Consider the following 19,381-nt stretch of genomic DNA (forward strand, 5'->3'; position numbering starts at 1 on the left):
CGCCGGCGCGGTGTTGCATTGCGAAGGAAGGTCGCTCATGGGCTCAACGGCTTCATTGCGTCGTGCGCGACCGTTGACTTGGATCAATGGACCCCGCCGCGCTGCACTCACGATCCCGCATCACCTGCCTCAGGGATCGGGAGACAACCATGTCCAAGGACACGAAGTCCGCGCAAAAGCGCATCGATCAGTTCTTTTCCGGGCCCGGAGGGCGGGCAGACGACTGGCGGGATCTGGTGGAGGCCGCGAAGGCATGGGCCCGCGGCGGTGATCGCGCGAAATACGATGCGGCGCTGGCCGATCTGTCGGTGACTGAGGAGTTTCACGGCTATCCCGGCCTGCAGTTGATGGCGGCATTGCGAGAGGCCGCTTCAGCGGGCGATGCGGCAACATCACTGGCCCTTGCGACGCGGATCACGCAGGCGCTGACCACGCGGTCATTCCGCCAGCACGCCGGCGACTGGAATCTCAAGGACGAAGGCAATGGCGAGGCGCCCGATCTGCTGCCGCCGACCTTCGGCTCGCATGCGGCCCGGCGGCCTTATTTCGAGACCTTGATCGTCACCGGTCTGTCGTCCGGCCAATGGCCTGCGCTGGCCGCCGAATGGCGCAAGCTGCGTCGCCCGGTCGATTCCTTCGTCTATGAGCCGGTCATCGTCGGCAGCCTGGAAGATGCGTTCTGCGCGACCATGCTCAACCCCAATATCGCGGCCGTCGTCATCAACGAGGGTTTTGGCCTGCGCTCACGCCACAATGCGCCGATCCTCCGCTCCATCACGGCCGCGGCCGGTCTCAACGATGAATCCGACGCGGATGCTCTCCGGCTCGCCCATATCATCAAGCGGGTGCGGCCCGAGCTCGACATCTATCTGATGTCCAACCGCGACGTTGAGGAAATGGCCGGTAACCCCGAAACCAACGTGGTCCGCCGCATCTTCTACTCCATCGAGGAACTGCTCGAGCTGCATCTGTCGATCCTCGAAGGCATTCAGGATCGCTACGACACGCCGTTCTTCGACAATCTCAAGAAATACGCACAGCGTCCGATCGGCACCTTCCACGCGCTGCCGATCGCCCGCGGCAAATCCGTCTTCAAGTCGGACTGGATCCGAGACATGGGCGAGTTCTACGGGCCGAACCTGTTCCTGGCCGAGAGCAGCGCGACCACCGGCGGCCTCGACAGCCTCCTGGAGCCGACCGGCACCATCAAGAAAGCGCAGGACAAGGCGGCGCGCGCGCTCGGCGCCGATCGCGTGTTCTTCGTGACCAACGGCACCTCGACGTCCAACAAGATGGCGGTGCAGGCGCTGCTCGCGCCCGGCGACATCGCGATCGTCGATCGCAACTGTCACAAGTCGCACCACTACGGCATGGTGCTGGCCGGCGCTCAGCCGCTCTATGTCGAAGCCTTCCCGATGACGGAATATTCGATGTATGGCGCGGTGCCGTTGAAAACGATCAAGCAGGCGCTGCTCGGTGCGAAGGCCGACGGCCGGCTCGACCGCGTCAAGCTGCTCGACCTCACCAACTGCACCTTCGATGGCCACATCTACAGCACCCGCAGGGTGATGGAAGAATGCCTTGCGATCAAGCCGGACCTGATCTTCCTCTGGGACGAGGCCTGGTTTGGCTTTGCACGGTTCTCGCCGTTCCTGCGGCGGCGTACCGCGATGGGCGCGGCCAACGAGATCGAAGCCTGGATGCACGACCCGAAGTCGGTCGCAGCCTATGAGAAGCAGCAGGCCGAGCTCGGCAAGAACCCGTCGGACGAGGTGCTGCTCAAGACCCGGCTCATTCCCGATCCGCGCCAGATCCGATTGCGCGTCTACCAGACCAATTCGACCCACAAGTCGATGTCTGCGATCCGCCAAGGCTCCATGCTCTCGGTCAAGGACGTCGAATTCCATACGGTCGAGCAACAGTTCAAGGAGGCCGTGTTTACCCATGCCTCGACCAGTCCAAACCAGCAGCTCATCGCGAGCCTCGACGTCTCGCGGCGGCAGATGGAGCTCGAGGGATATGGTCTGGTCGCCAACGCCATGGAAATCGCGCTCGCGATCCGCCAGGCGGTCAACAACAACCCGCTGATCTCAAAGTATTTCCGCATCCTCGGTGCGGACGCCATGGTGCCGTCGCAATATCGCCAGAGCGGCTTTACCGATTATCTCGCACCCGGCGTGAACTGGGCGAACACCCTGAAGAGCCTGGACGACGACGAGTTCTGCCTCGATCCGACCCGCATGACGCTGGTGTGCGGTACGGCCGGTTACGACGGCACGCAGTTCAAGGGCATTCTGGCGAACGAGTACAACATTCAGGTCAACAAGACCTCCCGGAACTCGGTCCTGCTCCAGTCCAACATCAACAACACGCGCAGCGACGTCGCGCATCTCGTCCGGGTCCTGGCCGAGATCGCGGGTGAGGTCGATCGCGGCCTGGCTCAGGGCGGGGCCAACGCGAAAAAGACGTTCGAGGCGCGGGTCAATAGCCTGATGAAGGATGTGCCCGACCTGCCGAACTTCTCGCATTTCCACCCGAGCTTCCGCGGCGATGCCGGCGCCAAGACCAACGAGGGCGATATCCGCGGCGGCTTCTATGCCGCTTACGACGCGGCGGGTTGCGAACACATCCGTCTCAACGATCCCGAGATCGACCGACGGCTGAAAGCCGGACCCGAGCTCGTCTCGGCGAACTTCGTGATCCCGTATCCGCCGGGCTTCCCGATCATGGTGCCGGGGCAGGTCATCACGCAGGAGACCATCGACTTCATGCGCAAGCTCGATGTGAAGGAAATCCACGGCTACGACGCCAAGGAGGGACTGAAGCTCGTACGCACGGAGGCCTTGGCGAAGATCGGCAGGCCAAAGCCCGGTGCTCAGCCGAAGCTGAAGGCTGCCTCTTGAGATAGGTAGGGGACGTGCCGTCTCGGGCGTCCTGCTTACCGTGTTCGGCTACTTCGCGATAATTCTGGCTCAACAGTTCGACGTAGAAACCAAAGGGGAAACCAAAGTCATGAGAAAGCTTGCCATCCGCGCCGCTCTGGTCGCCTTGCTCGCAGGCGTTGCCGGTTTCAGCACGCCATCACGGGCCGAGACCGGCCAGGTCGCAGTCGTCTTCACCAAAGGCGGGCTGATCGTCGGGGTCGGCGGCGGCGATGGTGTGCTCAGACTCCGGGGCAAGGACTATCCGTTCACAGTGTCCGGCATGAGCGTCGGCTTCACAATTGGCGCCTCGACGACAAAATTTGTCGGACGAGCTCTCAATCTTAAGGGACCCGCGTCGATCGAAGGATCGTACGCGGTGGGTGGAGCGGGTGGCGCGGTTGCCGCGGGCGCCGGTGCCGTTCAGCTGCAAAACGCGAACGGCGTGATCCTGCAACTCAGCGGGCCGAAGGTCGGTGCCGAATTGTCGGCCGCGGTCGGCGGCGTCACGATCAAACTGAAATAGGTCCTGGTGATCGGGCCGCGCCCGCGCGGTCTGACGGAACACTGCGTTTTGTTCAAATGCTTCGGTTCCGTTGATCTAGGTCAAGTTCTGACGCGATCGGCGGCCGACGGTAACGTCGGGTGCTGATCGCATGTCGCGTGGCATCATCGAAGAGCGAACGACGGCACCCCAATCAATGGAGGACACGCCATGCTTCGTTATCTTCTCGCTGCTCTTGCGGCGCTCGTTCTTCTCACGACCTGCCTCATTCCGGATGATGCCTTCGCTCGCCGGGGCGGCGGTGGTGGTGGTGGCTTCCGCGGCGGCGGTGGTGGCTTCCACGTGGTGGTATGCGGGCAGGCGGTGGGTACCGCGGCGGTGCCGTTCATGCCGGTCGCGTTGGCGGTGGCGGCTATCGCGTCGCCGGAGGCGTGCGTCCGAGTCATCCGATAGCCGGTCGTCCGGGCCGTCCGATCGCAGGCCGGCCGGGTTATCCGGGGCGTCCGATCGCCGGTTATCCCGGCTATCGTCCGGGCTATGGCTATGGCTGGCGTGGACCCGCTTATGGCGCCGCCGCTCTTGGAGCCGCAGCGGCCGGTGCGTACGGTGCGTATGGCTATTACAACAACAACTACTACAACAACGGCTGCTATCAGGACTCCTACGGCAGTTGGGTCTGCCCGCAGCAGTATCCTTATAATTATTGAGGCAAAGGTCGCATCAGGCCGCCACCACGCGGCCTGATCCGCTCAATAACGCTCCTCGACGAATTTCAGCCCGCGCAGGCTGGCCTGGTCGTTGTAACGGCCCTTGTCCGAGCGCGGCGGCAGCCTGATCTTGTCTTTCTTGACGCGCTTGTAGGGGATCGCCTTGAGCAGGTGCGCGATGCAGTTCAGCCGCGCCCGCCGCTTATCGTCGGAGCGGATGATGTGCCAGGGCGCGTGCTTCGTGCTGGTCTTCCTGAGCATCAAGTCGCGCGCCCGCGAGTAGTCATACCAGCGCCGGTAGGATTCCACATCCATCGGGCTCAGCTTCCACTGCCGCACCGGATCGTCGATGCGGGCCCTGAATCGACGCTCCTGCTCGTCCATCCCGACCTCGAGCCAGATCTTGACGAGGATGATGCCGCCCTCGATGACGTATTTTTCCATCTGGGGGCAGAGGGCGAGAAAGCGATCGTGCTCGGCGGGCGTACAGAAGCCCATCACGTATTCGACGCCGGCGCGGTTGTACCAGCTCCGGTCGAAGATCACGATCTCGCCGCCGGCGGGAAACTGCTCCATATAGCGCTGGAAGAACATCTGGGTCTTTTCGCGATCCGACGGCGCCGGAAGGGCAACGACGCGAAACACGCGCGGACTGACCTTCTCGGTGATCGCCTTGATGGTGCCGCCTTTGCCGGCGGCATCCCGACCTTCGAACAGGACGATCACCCGCAGCTTCTTCTCCCTCACATAATCCTGGAGATGGCAAAGATCGACCTGGAGCTTTTCGAGCTCCTTCTCGTACTCCTTGCGCTTCATTCGTGTGTCGGACTCATCATCCTTGGCCATGCCTGTCCTTTCGCTGTTTCAGCTCCGACGCGGCCGAATGGCCGTCAATCGTCTCCCCAGGAGATGGTGACGCCGATATCGCCCGGAACGCCGCCGGGAAAATCGATGATCTGGTAGGCGATGCGATAGCCGCGCGGCTTCAGGTGGTCGGTCCAGAGCTGGAAGATTTCCTTGGGGATTCCGGTCAGTGTGTTCTCCCAGCCCTTTTCCCGCTGGTTGATGGCGCGGCCCTTGTCGGTGCACAGCGTGTTGGGGAAGCGATAGACCTGGACCTCGGTCAGGCCGTTTCGCACTGCACGCTGGATGATGGTCGAGGCGAGCTTGATCTTCTCCTCTTCGGTCTTGCCGGACGGCTTGCTCAGCCGGTCGATCAGGGCGTGCTTCTCGGCCTCGGCGGCGGCGGCGAGACGGGCATATTCCTCGGCCTTCTGAGCCTCTTTGAGCGCTGCTTCTTTCCGGATCTGCGTGGCATTGGGGATGAGATCATCGAGGCCGGGCATGGCTGACGGCTCCTGATTGGGTGTTGGCAGTTCAGCGTTCGAGGTAAGCTAGGCCCGGCGGCGAGGCTTCCCTTGATTCAAATCAAGCAAAATCCACACCGGGGTAGTCAGACTGGCCGCAACGCAATGCGCAACTCCGCTCCAGATTGGGGAGAGACCATTGAACGACCAGCTTCATCCGATGGCTCCGCACCATCTACCGTTCTATCTCGCGCCTGGAAGCGGGGTCGACCCGCTGATGGTGGTGATGGGAATATTCCTGATTGGCACCGTGCTCTGGGTCGGCACGCTCTATTGGAAGCTGCACAGCCTGCCCGAGCGGATGGCGCATAAATCACAGAAACTGCAATTCGAATTCGTCGCGGTGCTCGGCCTGATCTCGCTCTTTACCCATATGCATATCTTCTGGGTCGCGGGCCTGTTGCTTGCGTTGATCGACATTCCCGATTTCGGCACGCCGCTGCGCAGCATCGCCGACTCCGTCGAAAAGATTGCCGATGCGACGCCGGGAGAGGCCGGCTCGGCGAGCCCACTACCGGCGGATGAGCCGAGCCCCGTCAGGCAGAAGGAGCCCAGCCATGTTTGAGCTCATGTTCTGCTCGCTCCTGACCATCGTGCCGGACTACCTCTATCGCCGTTATGTCCAGGGCAAGCGCTTCGGCAAGGAGATCACGTTCTTCTCCATCTGGTATGAGCTGCGATGGGGCATCACCGGTTGTCTGATGCTCACGGTGTCGCTGATCACCATGATCTTCTATTTCCATCCGGCGACCGACTCGGCGACGCTTTATTTCCGCACCGTGCCGATCCTGCCCGAAGGATCGGGGCGGGTTGCGGAGGTCAAGGTCGGCTTCAGCCAGGAGGTGAAGAAGGGCGACGTGCTGTTCACGCTGGACAGCTCCAAGCAACAGGCCGCCTACGAGACCGCCCGGCGGAAGGTCGCCGAGGTCGATGCGGCAATGACCTCGGCGCAGTCGGATGTCGTCAAGGCCGAAGCCCAGATCCAGGAAGCCAAGGCCAATTATCAGCAAGCCAAGGACGAACTCGACACCAAATCCGAATTGCAGCGCCGCAACCCCGGTATCGTGCCGCAACGCGACATCGAAAAGCTCCAGGTGCTGGTCGATCAACGGCAGGCCGGGATCGATGCGGCGACCGCCGTGAGGGAAACGGCCGCCTTGCAGGTGTCGACGCTCCTGCCGGCCCAGAAGGCGAGTGCTCAAGCCGCTCTCGAGCAGGCCCAGGTCGACCTCGACAAGACCATCGTCCGCGCCGGCGTCGACGGCCGGGTCGAGCAATTCCTGCTTCGTGTCGGCGACGTCGTCAATCAGTTGATGCGGCCGGCGGGCGTGCTAATTCCGGAGGGCGCCGGCAGAAAGGTGCTTCAGGCCGGCTTCGGCCAGATCGAGGCGGGCGTGATGAAGGAAGGCATGGTGGCGGAAGCGACCTGCATATCGAGGCCCTGGGTCATCATCCCGATGGTGGTGACGACAGTGCAGGACTACATTGCGGCAGGACAGTTCCAGGGCGGGCAGCAACTGCTCGAAGCACAGAATGGCCCGAAGCCCGGCACGATCCTCGTCTTCTTGGAGCCACTCTACAAGGGCGGGCTCGAAGGCGTGACACCGGGGAGTAGCTGCCTCGTCAACGCCTACACCAGCAATCACGAGGAGATTTCCGCAAAGGACACTAGCACCGGGCGAGCGATCGCGCTCCACGTCGTCGACGGTGTCGGTCTTGTGCACGCACTGCTGCTTCGCATCCAGGCGCTCCTGCTGCCGATCAAGACGCTCGTGCTGAGCGGCCACTGACGCCGAGGAGGGCCCCGGCAAAAGCGTTGGCCGTGGGCCGTTTTGCGTTAGAATGAGATGAAGGTGCAGCCGGTCGAAGCTGCTGAGGAAGAGGATGAGCGGGCGCATCCCAATCGTTGCTGCGGTCAGGCGGGGCTGGCCGGCGGCGGCCGCACGGCTCTGTCTGTGTGTACTGGTCTTGGCCCTAGCCGGGCTCGGACCGGCGAGCGCTGCCGATCAGGGCCAGCCCAAGCGGGTGCTGCTGCTTCATTCCTTCGGACGGGAATTTCGTCCGTGGAGTGAATTCGCGCGGGCCATCAAGGCCGATCTCGAGCGGCAGGCGCCGTGGCCGCTGGACATTCAGGAGCACACGCTCCTGACGGCGCGGTTCAACAATCCAGGTCCTGAAGAGCCCTTCGTCGATTATCTGCGCTCGCTCTACGAGAGTTGTCCGCCGGATATCGTCGTCAGCGTCGGGGCGCCTGCGGCAAAATTCGCCCAGAAGTATCGCAAGCAGCTTTTCCCCGACACACCGATGGTCCTGACCGCGGTCGAGCAGCGCCTGGTCGATCGCACGGGACTGACCGACAACGACACGGTCATCGCGATCCACAATGACTTTCAGGCATCTTTTGCCGGCATCCTTCAGGTCCTGCCTGCCACGCAGAAGATCGCCGTCGTGCTGGGAGCCTCTCCCGTTGAGAAGTTCTGGCTTGAGGAGGTCAAGAAGGATGCGAAGCCGTTCGAAAACAGAGTGTCGTTTGATTGGTATTCGGGGCTTTCGTTCCAGGACATCCTCAAGCGCGCGTCATCGCTCGCGCCGCACACGGTCTTGTTCTGGGGCCTGATGTCGGTCGACGGTGCAGGTGTCACGCATGAAGGCGACATCGCCTTGCGCCAATTGCGAGCTGTCGCCAACGCGCCGATCTTTTCCTATCAGGATGCCTTCTTCGATGGCCAGACCGTCGGTGGCCCCATGCATTCTACGGCCGCAACCAGCCGGAAAACCGTCGACGTTGCCATCCGTATCCTCGGTGGCGAGAAGCCGGGCAACATCAAGATCGAAACGCTCCAATTTGCGCCACCGCGATATGACTGGCGTGAGATGCAGCGCTGGGGCATCAGCGAAAGCAATCTGCCTCCTGGCAGCGAGATCCTGTTTCGCGAGCCGAGTGTTTGGGAGGTCTATCGCTGGCAGATGGCGCTGATCGCAGCGGTGATCCTGGTGCAGGCCGGCCTGATCAGTGGCCTGCTTCACGAGCGCTGGCGTCGCCGTGTCGCGGAGGTCGAATCCCGCCAGCGTCTGGCCGAGCTGGCGCATGTCAACCGCTACGCGGCGGCCGGCGAGCTGACGACGTCGATCGCGCACGAATTGAATCAGCCGCTCGGCTCTATCCTCACCAATGCCGAGACGGCCGAGCTCATGTTGAAGGGGGCTTCCCCCAATCTCGGCGAGATCAGGGAGATCCTTGCCGACATCAGGCGCGACGATCAGCGGGCGAGCGAAGTGATCCGCAGGCTACGCAGCGTGTTGAAGAAGACGCCGTTTGAGATCGCCGATATCGATCTGAACGAAACCGTCGGCGAGGCGATCGGATTTCTGACCGCCGTGACCGACCGGCACAAGATCGCCCTGAAGTTCACGGCCGCCGCAAGCGCGCTGCGCGTCAGGGGCGATCCGGTCCAGCTTCAGCAGGTCATTCTCAACCTGATCATCAATGCGATCGACGCGATCTCCGAGGCGGAGGCGAAGGTGCGGGAGGTGACCGTCACCACGGCGCTGTCCGGCTCCTTCGCAGAAATCAGGATCGGCGATAGCGGACCCGGCATAGCCGCCGGCGATCTCAAGAACGTCTTCAATCCATTCTTCACCACCAAACCGCAAGGCATGGGCATGGGACTCGCCATCGCCAGAACCATCATCGAGGCCCATCGCGGACAGATCGTTGCCGAGAACAGGCTGTCGGGCGGTGCGCTGCTTACGATCAAGCTGCCGATCACGCGTTAGACAACGCATCGGCCGCGGAATTTTCGCGCCGCAACAACCCGGCATCCCCTTTCTTTGATCTTCGTCAAAGGAACACATCCGTCCCGGCCCGATGCTCCCCGCCGCAATACCAACGGAGAGTGTGCAATGTTTCGCTGTGGCAAGACCCTGATCGCGCTTGCGCTGATGATGGCGATGCCCATCGCCGTATCGGCGCAGAACCCGGCCGCGCCGAACGCGCCGGCAAGCCAGGCGCCGCCAGCAAGCCAGGCCCCGCCAGCAAGTCAAGCGCCGCCAGCAAGTCAGGCTCTGCCGGCCGCGGAGCTGTTGAAGCCGGAGCAGCTCGAGGCGCTGGTCGCGCCGATCGCGCTCTATCCGGACGAGTTGCTTGCCAACGTGTTGGCGGCATCGACCTATCCGCTGGAGGTCGTGCAGGCCGATCGCTGGCTCAAGGAGCGCAAGAAACTGAAAGGCGATGCGCTGAGGGGCGAGGTCGAGAAGCAATCTTGGGACGACAGCATCAAGGCACTCGCCAGCACGGCCGACGTCCTGGCCATGATGAGCGACAAGCTCGAATGGACCAAGAGCCTCGGCGACGCCTTTCTCGCGCAACAGCCTGACGTGATGGATGCAATCCAGCGGCTGCGCAACAAGGCCTATGACAACAAGAAACTGGTCACGACCAAGCAGCAGAAGGTCAGCGTCCAGACTCAGGACAACAGGCAGGTCATCCTCATCGAGCCGGCCGACGCCGGTACGATGTACGTACCCTATTACGAGCCGGCGACCGTTTATGGCGCGTGGCCCTACGCCGAGTATCCGCCGTACTACTTTGGATATCCTTCTTATATCGGCGCAGGCGTGGTGGCGGCAGGCCTCGCTTTCGGCACCGCCTGGGCCATTGGACGCTGGGGCAACTACTGGGGCGGCGGCTGCAACTGGGGCAACCGCAACGTCTACGTCAATCACCGAACCACCAACATCGCAAACGGCTGGCAGCACAATCCTGCGCATCGCCAGGGCGTGCGCTACAACAACGTGAACGTGCAGCAGCGTTTCGGCAACAACAACATCAAGGCAGGCGCGGCCGACCGGATGGATTTTCGCGGCCGCGATGGGCAGCAGGTCCTGAAGTCCGGACAGGATCGGCCAGGCGCTGGAGACCGTGCAGGTGATCGCGCAGGTGATCGCGCGGGAGATCGTGCAGGGGACCGCGCGGGCGATCGAGCGGGAGACCGCGGCGGCGATCGTGCAGGTGATCGTGGCGGAGATCGCGCCGGCGCTGGCGATCGCGCCAAGGGCGGCGGCGACCGTGCCAAGGGTGGTGGCGATCGAGCTGGCGCGAAGGGCGGTGGCGACCGCGCGAAGGCCGCCAACCGCGGCGGTGCTGGCGCGGGCAATCGCGCTGCCAATGCCAACCGTGGTGGCGGCAATCGCGGTGGCGCCATGAACGTCTCCTCCGGCCGTGCGGCTGCCGCAGCATCAACACGCGGGCGCTCGAGCATGGCGAGCATGCCACGCGGCGGCGGTGGCGGTGGCTTTGCCGGGCGCGGCGGTGGTGGCGGAATGGCGATGCGCGGCGGTGGAGGAGGCGGCTTTGGTGGAGGCGGGCGCGGTGGCGGCGGCGGTGGCCGGCGTTCGGATATCGCGCTGAAGCACGACATCGTCCTGCTCGGTCATCTCGCAAATGGCCTTGGCTACTACCGCTTCAGCTATCTTGGCAGCCACAAGGTCTATGTCGGCGTCATGGCGCAGGAGGTCGAGCGCGTGATTCCGGAAGCGGTGACCCGAGGCAGCGACGGCTATCTGCGGGTCTATTACGAAAAGCTCGGTCTGAAATTCCGCACGTACAGCGATTGGCTTGCCGGCGGCGCAAAAATCCCTGCGGAGGTGAAGCCATGATCGGTCTGAAGTCGCTTCGGCGCGCAGCTTTGCCGGCCATCATGGCGGTCGTGCTGTTCAGCTTGCCGTCGCAGGCGCAGCAATCGTATCCCACTCCTGAGGACGCAGCCGCAGCGCTCGCCGCGGCTGTGAAGAGCGGACCGCGCGATATCCTGAAAGTGCTCGGCAGGAACGCAGACGACATCGTCTCCTCCGGTGACGAAGTTGCCGACGCCGACATTCGTCAACGCTTCACGTCGATGTACGATGCCAAGCATGCGATCAAGGCGGAGGGCAACAAGAAGGCCACGCTGATGCTCGGCGCGGACGATTTTCCGTTCCCGATTCCCTTGGTCAACTCCAAAACGGGCTGGGAATTCGACGTGGACGAGGGGCGGATCGAGGTGCTCTATCGCCGTATCGGCCGCAATGAGCTCGATGCGATCCAGGCCGCGCTCGCGTATGTCGATGCCCAGAACGACTATGCGGAGAAAGACCGCGGCGAAGGCGTCGGTGTCTATGCGCAACGCATCGTCTCGACGCCCGGAAAGAAGGACGGGCTGTTCTGGCGCGACGATAGTGACCCGAGCCCGCTCGGCGAATTTGCGGCGGAAGCCTCGCGCGAGGGCTACAAGATGGAAGGGCAGGGTGCGCCTTATCACGGTTACTACTTCAGGATCCTCAAGGGGCAGGGCCCTAACGCCCCCGGCGGCACCCTCGACTACGTCGTCAAGGGCAAGATGATCGGCGGCTATGCGCTCGTCGCCTATCCCGCCGAGTACGGCAATTCCGGCGTCATGACCTTCGTGGTCAATCACGGCGGCACCGTCTACCAGAAGGATCTCGGGCCTCGCACCGAAAGCATTGCCAGCCGCATGATCTTGTTCAATCCGGACCAGACCTGGAAGAAGGTCGATGCCGCAAAACAATGAGAAAATAGCGCGGCGCTTTTTCCTTGGCTGGCTGACGGCGATGACATTGCTTGCCTTCGTTGTCCCAGCAACGCCGTCGTTCGCACAGGCCGCCGGCCAGGTCCGCGTCAAGATCGTGAAGGCGGGCCTCCTGGTCGGCGGTGGCACCGGCAGCGGCGTGCTGACTTGGCGTGGCCGCAACTATCCCTTTCGCGTCTCTGGTCTGAGCCTTGGAATTACGGCCGGCGCCACGATCAGCCGCCTGGACGGCTGGGCCTCGGGCATCCGCGAGATCAATGATTTCGCTGGCACCTATAGCTCGGTTGGCGGCGGCTTCGCCCTGGTCGGCGGTGTCAACGGTGTCCATTTGCGCAACGAGAAGGGCGTGACGATCGTGCTGCAAGGGCCGAAGGCCGGACTGGAAGTCGCCGCCAACCTCAGCGCGATCACGATCTCCATGAGATGAGTTCGGCCTGAAGACCTCCCATCCGGATTCTATTGAGCATGCGAAGCAGGCCTCCAAATTGGGGGAATTTCTGCTGGCGCAACACCGCCGCACATCGCACTTGAGCGCAAGTTGCCCATCCACGCGCCGCCGATTGCGAGCGCGCGATCGACGTCGCTCGCACTGCCCCTTTCGCGTATTCGCCACCCGGCCCCGCGTCTGCCGCGAATAACATGATGTTAGGTTTATCGCATAACACGGTAATTGTGTTAGCTCGCCGAAAGCCTATTGTCACACACCGAACCAGACACGTCCCGGCAGTCGACAAGCGCAAGCGGAAAGCCCGCCGCGCGATCGGATAATGCTGCCCAACACACATCTATGAAGCCCGCTTACGGGACGCCAGCAAAATAGGTCGGAGGAAACTTGCACATGACCACGGCTCGAGCGATCCACGACATGGGTCAATCCAAGAAGGCTGCTGCGAGCGGCTGGATTGGATCCGCGCTTGAATATTATGACTTCTTTATCTACGCGACCGCAGCGTCGCTGATCTTCCCGCAGATCTTCTTCCCGTCGGACAATCCCACCGTTGCCATCGTCGCATCGCTCGCAACGTACGGTGTCGGATATGTGGCCCGGCCGATCGGTGCCTTCGTTCTCGGGCACTGGGGCGATACCCACGGCCGGAAAACGGTTCTGATCGTCTGCATGTTCCTGATGGGCATCTCGACCATGGCCGTCGGCATCCTGCCGACATACCAGCAGGTCGGCATTTGGGCGCCGATCCTGCTCGTCACCTTACGTCTCGTGCAGGGTTTTGCCGTTGCCGGCGAGATCTCCGGTGCAAGCTCGATGATCCTGGAGCATGCGCCATTCGGGCGGCGCGGATTCTATGCGAGCTTCACGCTCCAGGGCGTGCAGGCCGGACAGATCCTTGCGGCGGCGGTCTTTCTGCCGCTCGCGGCCTACATGCCCACCGAGGCCTTCAACAGTTGGGGTTGGCGGATACCCTTCCTGCTCAGCTTCTTCGTCATCGTCGCGGGCTACATCATCCGCCGCGAAGTCGACGAGACGCCTGCCTTTGCCAGGGAAGATGAGCGCGGCGAAACCCCGCGTGCTCCGATCATTCAGGCCATCAAGCTGAATTGGAAGGACATGCTCAGGGTCATCTGCATGGCGCTGATGAATGTCATTCCGGTCGTCACGACGATTTTCGGCGCGGCCTATGCCGTCCAGTCTGCCTACGGAATCGGTTTTGCGAAGGACGTCTACCTCTGGATTCCGGTCCTCGGAAACATGCTGGCAGTGTTCGTCATTCCCTTCGTCGGCAACCTCTCGGACAAGGTCGGCCGCAAGCCTCCGATCATCGTCGGCGCGCTCTGCTCCGGTCTGCTCGCGTTCGGATACCTCTATGCCATCAGCATCAGGAACGTGCCACTGGCGATCGTGTTGTCACTCCTGATGTGGGGTGTGGTCTATCAGGGCTACAACGCGATCTTCCCGAGCTTCTATCCTGAACTGTTTCCGACGCGCACCCGGGTTTCGGCGATGGCGATCTCGCAAAACATCGGCACGACCATCACCGCGCTGCTTCCCGCTTTGTTTGCGACCGTGGCGCCTCCCGGCTCGGCCAACATCCCGCTGACGGTGGGCGCCATCGCCTTCGGCATTACGGTGATTGCCGCCCTCGCAGCGGTGACTGCCAGGGAGACGTACCGGATCAGCCTTGACGATCTCGGAAATCCGGATGCCGTGCCGATGCCAAGGGCGGACTATGAGCGGAGGCGTGCGGAGACGGCCGGCGAGGCTGCCGCGGCTCTGACCTGACGGCCGCGGGAAGTGGAGGTGATGGCGGCGCCATGATCTCGGATGTTGCCGTCGTCCTGCAAATGAAGGAAGAACTGCCGCTGCGGCCAAGCCCGCCAGCAGCGGCAGGGCTCCCGCCAACCGGATGACGCTTGATCGGCAAAGCCATTGGAGCGATAGCGATCTTCGACCGGCGGCACGCCGGCTACCAAGGAGTTGAGAAATGAATCCCGTTGTTGTTGCTGTCGCGATCACCGGTTCCGTTCCGCGCAAGAAGGACAATCCGGCGGTGCCGATCGTGCCGTCCGAGCAGATCGAGTCGACGCACGCGGCCTTCGAGGCGGGCGCAACGCTTGCGCATATTCACGTTCGCAACGACGACGAAACACCGTCCTCCGACCCCCAGCGTTTTGCGGAGGTGCAGGAGGGTATCAGGAAGCATTGTCCGGGAATGATCGTTCAGTTCTCGACCGGTGGGCGCGGCCGCGATCCATCGGCGCGCGGGTCGGCGCTCTATCTGCAGCCCGAGATGGCGTCTCTCTCGACCGGATCAGTGAACTTTCCGACCATCGTCTACGAGAACAGCGCCGCCCTGGTCGAGCAACTGGCCACCGGGATGAAGGCCGGCGGCATCCGTCCTGAAATCGAGATCTTCGATCTGTCGCACCTGCATGGCGCGCGCCGCCTGATCGAGGCGAAACTGATCGACGAGCATCCGCACGTGCAGTTCGTCATGGGCGTCAAGAACGCAATGCCGGCGGACGAGCATGTCCTCGACATTCTCCTGGCCGAGCTCAAGCGGCTGATGCCGAAAGCGACCTGGACCGCGGCCGGGATCGGGCGCCATCAAGCCGAGGTCATGGGCTGGGCGCTGTCGCGGGGCGCCGATGCGGTTCGCACCGGGCTCGAGGACAACGTCAGGATCGACAAAAACCGTCTGGCCAAGAGCAACGCTGAGCTCGTGACCCTCGCTTGTGAGGCGGTGACCCGTCACGGCCGACGCGTCGCCACACCTGCGGAGGCGAGATCGGCACTGAGGATCGCGCGGTAGATCACACGATCAGCCGTCCCCGTCGCGCCGCGATCCCGATCGCGACTTCGGCGCCGGCGTTGAATTCGAGGCGATCGGCCTCGATGCCGTCGCTGAAGATGACGCCGTTTTCGGGCATCAGCGAGCGGATGCGTAGTTGTCCTGAGGAGGTGAGGGAGCCGCAGACGAGACTCACTTGCGAGTTGCGGCTGGGAAACGGCTCGCGCACCGCGAAGCGCAGCTCCGGCGCGTCCCAGGGCAGGGCGGCGTAGGCGGTAGGCTCCGACGGCTGGCCGAACTGTCCTGCGATCGCGAACGAGCCGGTAACGATGCTCTTGAACCAGGCGGTCGAACCGAGTCCGGTCGACACGATGAGCCCGCTCGAAGACTGCCGCTCCTTCGTCTCGCCGGTCGCAATCTCGTAGATCGCGGAGGTGTGCGTGCGGGCGCCGATGAAGAGGTCGTTCACGGCATGGAGCACCTGACCATTGGAGAGCCGGGCCTCTGCCATCGTCACCGCCTGGCTGTCGCGCTCCTCAGCGGCGACCTCGGGCAGGAGCTTTGCAAGGTCGCGCGGCGCGAAGGGCAGGAGAATGCCGTCGTAGCGCGCGGAATCCGGGTTGAGCCCGATCAGCGGATGGTCGTCGAGATATTTCATGGTGTTGGCGACGACGCCGTCCTGGCCGAGTGCGACCACGATGTCGGAGGGCGCGAAGATGAAGTTCGGCAAGAAGCTGCGCTCGATCACCTGGTAGCGGCCCCATTGCTCCAGCACTTGCAACGAGAGGTGATGCTGCGCGCGATAAACCTCGTGCTCGCGCTCATAGTCGGAGAAGTCGGCGCCGAGATGCTCGACATAGAAGCGCGCCTGCGCCGCCGTCAGGTAACGCGCGACCAGGTCCTCCAGCCTGGTCTTGCGCGTCACCAGCACGATCTTGCGGTCATTGCCGGCGGGCATTGGCGGCCTCCATCGCCCTGGGCTTCTCCATCAACTGGCTGAGCAGGTCCGGCGAGACGTTGAGCTGGCCGATCTTTTCCGCCTTCTCGGCAATGCCGGTGAAGGCCTGCGCGATGAGCTGGCCCGGCTGCATTCCGGCAGAGGCAAGCGCCTGAATCACGCGGGTATCGACGCCCTCAAAAATCTTCATCAGTGCGCCGACGCGATAGGCCTCGGCGTCGGCCAGCGTGCGGGTGTTCTCGGCGTTGAGGCCGACGAAGTCCTTGCGCTTGCCTTCGAGGGCGATGTCCGCGACCATGCTGGCCTGGCGCAGTTCGTTCTTCTTGGCGGCGACGCTGGCTTCCGCGTCCATCTGGGTTTCGCGGATCGAGCGTTTCTTCTGCTCGACCGCGATCTCGGTATCGAGCTCGCTCTCGCGGATGGCACGCTCCTGCTCGACCGCAAAATTGCGGCGCGCGAAGATCGCTTCGTCCGCGTTCTTCAGGATCGCCTCGCGCGCTTCGGCCTCCAGCGCCTTGGCCGTGTCCGGCGTCGGCTTGATGCCGCGGATGGAGACGCCGAGGATTTCGAGGCCGAGCGAGGCGATGTCGGCGCGGGCCCGCAAGCCGGTCGCGATGATGTCGGCGATGCGGTCGGAGGCCTGCAGGGCTTCCCTCAAGGTCAGCTCCTTCACTGCCTGCTGGGCCAGCACCTCGACCGTGCCGAGGATGCGCTGCGGCAGCTTCTCCGGGTCGTCGGTCTCATAGGTCTTGCCGTCGCTCTTCAGCGTGAAGTCGAGCATCGAGGCCGCTTTCTTCGGCTCGCAGACGCGATATGTGACGTGGCCCTGGACGGTGAGGGTCTGAAAGTCGCGGGCGATCTGCTGGAAGATGAAGGAAGCGTCGCGGCTGCCGATGGGGACGGCGACGAGCGAGGTGGCCGGCGCGTAGTAGAACGCGGATAGTCCGGCGCCCTCGGCGACAACGGCGCCGGCGCGGTACTTCATGAGATAGGTGGTGGGCTGGGCCTTGATGAACCTGACGCCGAACATGGTATTCTCCCAATAAGTTGGTCTGAACAACTAAGTAAGTTGCACTGTACAACTAAGTCGGTTACTGTCAAGCGGCAGGAGAGGGAGGTCACAATGGCGCCGAAAGATCAGGCCCAGGACATTGAAAGTTCGGGACAATTGGATTTCCCGCGACCGCTGGCCACGGTCGACGTGGTGATCTTCGCGATCCGGAACGAAGGCCTCCACGTCCTTCTGGTGCAGCGGCCGGCCGGCGCTGGCGAGCCGTTCCCGCTCGCCTTCGCGCTGCCGGGCGGCTTCGTCGATATCGCCAAGGACCGCGATCTGGAGGCCTGCGCGGTGCGCAAGCTGAAGGAGAAGACCGGCGTGACCAGCCCCTATCTCGAGCAGCTCGGAAGCTGGGGCAGCGCGATCCGCGATCCGCGTGGCTGGTCGGCGACGCACGCCTATTTCGCCCTGATGCCGGAGGAGGCGGGTCGGGCCGCGCTCGCACCCGACGCGCAATGGTTTCCGATCGTCGCCGGCAGGATCAAGCCGAAGCTCGCCTTCGACCACGGCGAGATCCTCACTGCGGCCGTCGAACGCCTGCGCAACAAGGTCGAATACACCTCGCTGCCGGCCTACCTGATGCCGGCGGAATTCACGCTGCCCGATCTTCAGCGGGTCTACGAGATCGTGCTGGACCGTCCCTTGGAGAAGAGCGCCTTCCGCACGCGGATTCTCGCAGCCGACATGATCGAGCCGATCGCCAAGATGCGGCGTGGCCCGAACCGGCCGGCGCAGCTCTATCGCCTGAAGAAGGGCAGGGAGCCGGTGTATTTCGTGCGCACGTTCAATCCGCCGGAGTGAGCGGTCTTACGCGAACTGGCTAGGTCGCGGCGGTTCCGGTGGATCGACGACGAACCCTTCGCAGATGATGAGGCCGTTGATCAGCCTGAACTCTAGCCTGTCGTAGCCCGGCATCGTCTCGCCGGGCTTCGGCGGCAGCAGCGCGATGCGACCTTGAATGCACAGCACGGACTGTCCAGTGCCACGCCACATCCTGATCCCGGTTTCCTTCCAGCGCCTGCGAATAAGCGTCTCCCGATCACAGGGATCGTCGGATTTCGTGACGGCGGCCGGGGCGATGTCGGCTCTGGCGATGACAGCCTCGACTGGGGCCGCTTCGGCGGCATCGGTCTCGACGAGGTCGCGTTGAACCACGTTCGTCTCGACAGCGATGGCTTCGGAAGTCTCTGCGGCATCGGAATCGACCGCGTCGGTCTCGAAAGTTTCGATCAGCGTCGGGGCAGCCTCGACTGCCTCGGGCTCAAGCACATCGGGCCGATCGGCGTCGCTCTCGGCCTTGGCTTCAAAAGGCGCCGTCTCAATCGCGTCGACCTCGATAATGTCGGCCTCGGCAGCATCGAGCGGGAGAACGCCGGACCCGGTAGCAACAGCCTTACATGAGTCCTCTGATGGCGCGACATGCGCCGTAACGTCGTCGGCGCCAAGCGCGACGGTTTCGATTGTCTCGGTCTCAGCCGCGTCAGCCTCGGCGCTTTCGATTGCGACGAAAGGCGTCTGAGCAGATTCGATTTCAGCTATCTCGGCCTCAACGGGAAGCTCATCGCTTTCAACGGCCTCGATCTCACTCCGGGAGAGATCGTCGGACGTGATTGCAGAGGAGACAGCATCGCGGTTGCTCGTCGTGACCGGCTCATCTGCATCGATCTCGGCAGCGCCAGTCTCCGCTGTTGCGGTCTCTGCGACATCCGTCGCAGGAGCCTCCATTTCCTCAGCTTCGACCGTGTCGGTCTCGACGGGCTCGGCCGCCGCGGCCTCGGTTCCATCGGGAGCCGCCTGCACGGTGTCGGGTTCAACCGTTTCCGTCTCGATCGCGCCGCGCGCAACGTCGTCCTTCGTGAGGTCCGCAGCCGGTGCCTGAAACTCGCTGACGACAAGCGGTTCGTCGTTCGTTCGACCACGCAGCAGCGACTTGAATTTCGCCAACGCAAATTCAACCGCCGGGATACGGCGCAGCGCTATCGCCAGTCTCGTGAGGACTGGGAGCTGTTTGGGAGCATACTCGGCGTGAGACAT

Annotated in this window: 18 protein-coding genes; 12 read left to right on the plus strand and 6 right to left on the minus strand. The window is 63.2% G+C overall.

Translation table 11 applies throughout. The annotated features are described in order from the left end of the window. The first annotated feature begins 149 nt into the window (after positions 1–149). Together SO140_RS02380 and SO140_RS02385 are read left to right on the plus strand one after the other, a co-directional pair. Positions 150–2,903 (plus strand): decarboxylase, encoded by a 2,754-nt coding sequence (locus SO140_RS02380; RefSeq protein WP_498542266.1) that lies wholly within the window; start codon positions 150–152, stop codon positions 2,901–2,903. A gap of 109 nt (positions 2,904–3,012) precedes the next feature. After that, positions 3,013–3,447: a hypothetical protein gene (locus tag SO140_RS02385; protein WP_449377419.1), complete on the plus strand. Its 435-nt coding sequence runs from the start codon at positions 3,013–3,015 to the stop codon at positions 3,445–3,447. Between the two features lie 75 nt (positions 3,448–3,522). On the opposite strand, the gene SO140_RS02390 is transcribed toward SO140_RS02385, so the two are convergent. After that, complete coding sequence (locus tag SO140_RS02390; RefSeq protein WP_498542267.1) at positions 3,523–3,768, minus strand: hypothetical protein; 246 nt, start codon at positions 3,766–3,768, stop codon at positions 3,523–3,525. Between the two features lie 8 nt (positions 3,769–3,776). On the opposite strand from SO140_RS02390, the gene SO140_RS02395 reads away from it, so the two are divergent. Then, a complete protein-coding gene (locus SO140_RS02395) occupies positions 3,777–4,133 on the plus strand; it encodes a hypothetical protein (protein WP_498542268.1) in 357 nt (118 codons plus the stop codon). Positions 4,134–4,175: 42 nt separating this feature from the next. Here SO140_RS02395 and ppk2 read toward each other — a convergent pair whose 3' ends face one another. Both ppk2 and SO140_RS02405 read right to left on the minus strand, forming a co-directional pair. Further along, complete coding sequence (gene ppk2, locus SO140_RS02400; protein WP_449377313.1) at positions 4,176–4,979, minus strand: polyphosphate kinase 2; 804 nt, start codon at positions 4,977–4,979, stop codon at positions 4,176–4,178. 44 nt (positions 4,980–5,023) lie between these two features. Continuing rightward, positions 5,024–5,479 carry a hypothetical protein gene (locus SO140_RS02405; protein WP_449377312.1) on the minus strand — a complete coding sequence of 152 codons (456 nt, stop codon included), beginning with the start codon at positions 5,477–5,479 and terminating at the stop codon, positions 5,024–5,026. Positions 5,480–5,660: 181 nt separating this feature from the next. On the opposite strand from SO140_RS02405, the gene SO140_RS02410 reads away from it, so the two are divergent. From SO140_RS02410 to SO140_RS02445, 8 genes are all read left to right on the plus strand, one after another. Beyond that, a complete protein-coding gene (locus SO140_RS02410) occupies positions 5,661–6,065 on the plus strand; it encodes a hypothetical protein (RefSeq protein ID WP_449377418.1) in 405 nt (134 codons plus the stop codon). Then, entirely contained in the window at positions 6,058–7,290 is a 1,233-nt protein-coding gene (locus SO140_RS02415; protein WP_449377311.1) for an HlyD family secretion protein, read from the plus strand. Before SO140_RS02410 ends, SO140_RS02415 begins: the two co-directional genes overlap by 8 nt. Before the next feature lie 94 nt (positions 7,291–7,384). Next, complete coding sequence (locus SO140_RS02420) at positions 7,385–9,277, plus strand: sensor histidine kinase (RefSeq protein WP_449377310.1); 1,893 nt, start codon at positions 7,385–7,387, stop codon at positions 9,275–9,277. Positions 9,278–9,403: 126 nt separating this feature from the next. Further along, positions 9,404–11,158, plus strand: coding sequence for a DUF3300 domain-containing protein (locus SO140_RS02425; RefSeq protein WP_498542269.1), 1,755 nt, complete (start codon positions 9,404–9,406; stop codon positions 11,156–11,158). Continuing rightward, positions 11,155–12,069 (plus strand): DUF2950 domain-containing protein, encoded by a 915-nt coding sequence (locus SO140_RS02430; RefSeq protein WP_498542270.1) that lies wholly within the window; start codon positions 11,155–11,157, stop codon positions 12,067–12,069. Before SO140_RS02425 ends, SO140_RS02430 begins: the two co-directional genes overlap by 4 nt. After that, complete coding sequence (locus tag SO140_RS02435; RefSeq protein ID WP_449377308.1) at positions 12,053–12,514, plus strand: lipid-binding SYLF domain-containing protein; 462 nt, start codon at positions 12,053–12,055, stop codon at positions 12,512–12,514. Before SO140_RS02430 ends, SO140_RS02435 begins: the two co-directional genes overlap by 17 nt. Before the next feature lie 411 nt (positions 12,515–12,925). Beyond that, a complete protein-coding gene (locus tag SO140_RS02440) occupies positions 12,926–14,323 on the plus strand; it encodes an MFS transporter (protein ID WP_449377307.1) in 1,398 nt (465 codons plus the stop codon). 202 nt (positions 14,324–14,525) lie between these two features. Next, entirely contained in the window at positions 14,526–15,353 is an 828-nt protein-coding gene (locus SO140_RS02445; protein WP_498542271.1) for a 3-oxoadipate:acetyl-CoA acetyltransferase, read from the plus strand. Position 15,354: 1 nt separating this feature from the next. Here SO140_RS02445 and SO140_RS02450 read toward each other — a convergent pair whose 3' ends face one another. After that, positions 15,355–16,290, minus strand: coding sequence for a diacylglycerol kinase catalytic domain-containing protein (locus SO140_RS02450; RefSeq protein ID WP_498542272.1), 936 nt, complete (start codon positions 16,288–16,290; stop codon positions 15,355–15,357). Further along, a complete protein-coding gene (locus SO140_RS02455; protein ID WP_498542273.1) occupies positions 16,274–17,320 on the minus strand; it encodes an SPFH domain-containing protein in 1,047 nt (348 codons plus the stop codon). The genes SO140_RS02450 and SO140_RS02455 overlap by 17 nt, the downstream gene beginning before the upstream one ends. A 93-nt stretch (positions 17,321–17,413) precedes the next feature. Between SO140_RS02455 and SO140_RS02460 the strand changes: the two genes are divergently transcribed. Then, positions 17,414–18,148, plus strand: coding sequence for an NUDIX hydrolase (locus SO140_RS02460; RefSeq protein ID WP_498542274.1), 735 nt, complete (start codon positions 17,414–17,416; stop codon positions 18,146–18,148). Positions 18,149–18,154: 6 nt separating this feature from the next. On the opposite strand, the gene SO140_RS02465 is transcribed toward SO140_RS02460, so the two are convergent. Beyond that, a complete protein-coding gene (locus tag SO140_RS02465) occupies positions 18,155–19,381 on the minus strand; it encodes a hypothetical protein (protein ID WP_498542275.1) in 1,227 nt (408 codons plus the stop codon).

It is taken from the genome of Bradyrhizobium sp. UFLA05-108, assembly GCF_059803455.1.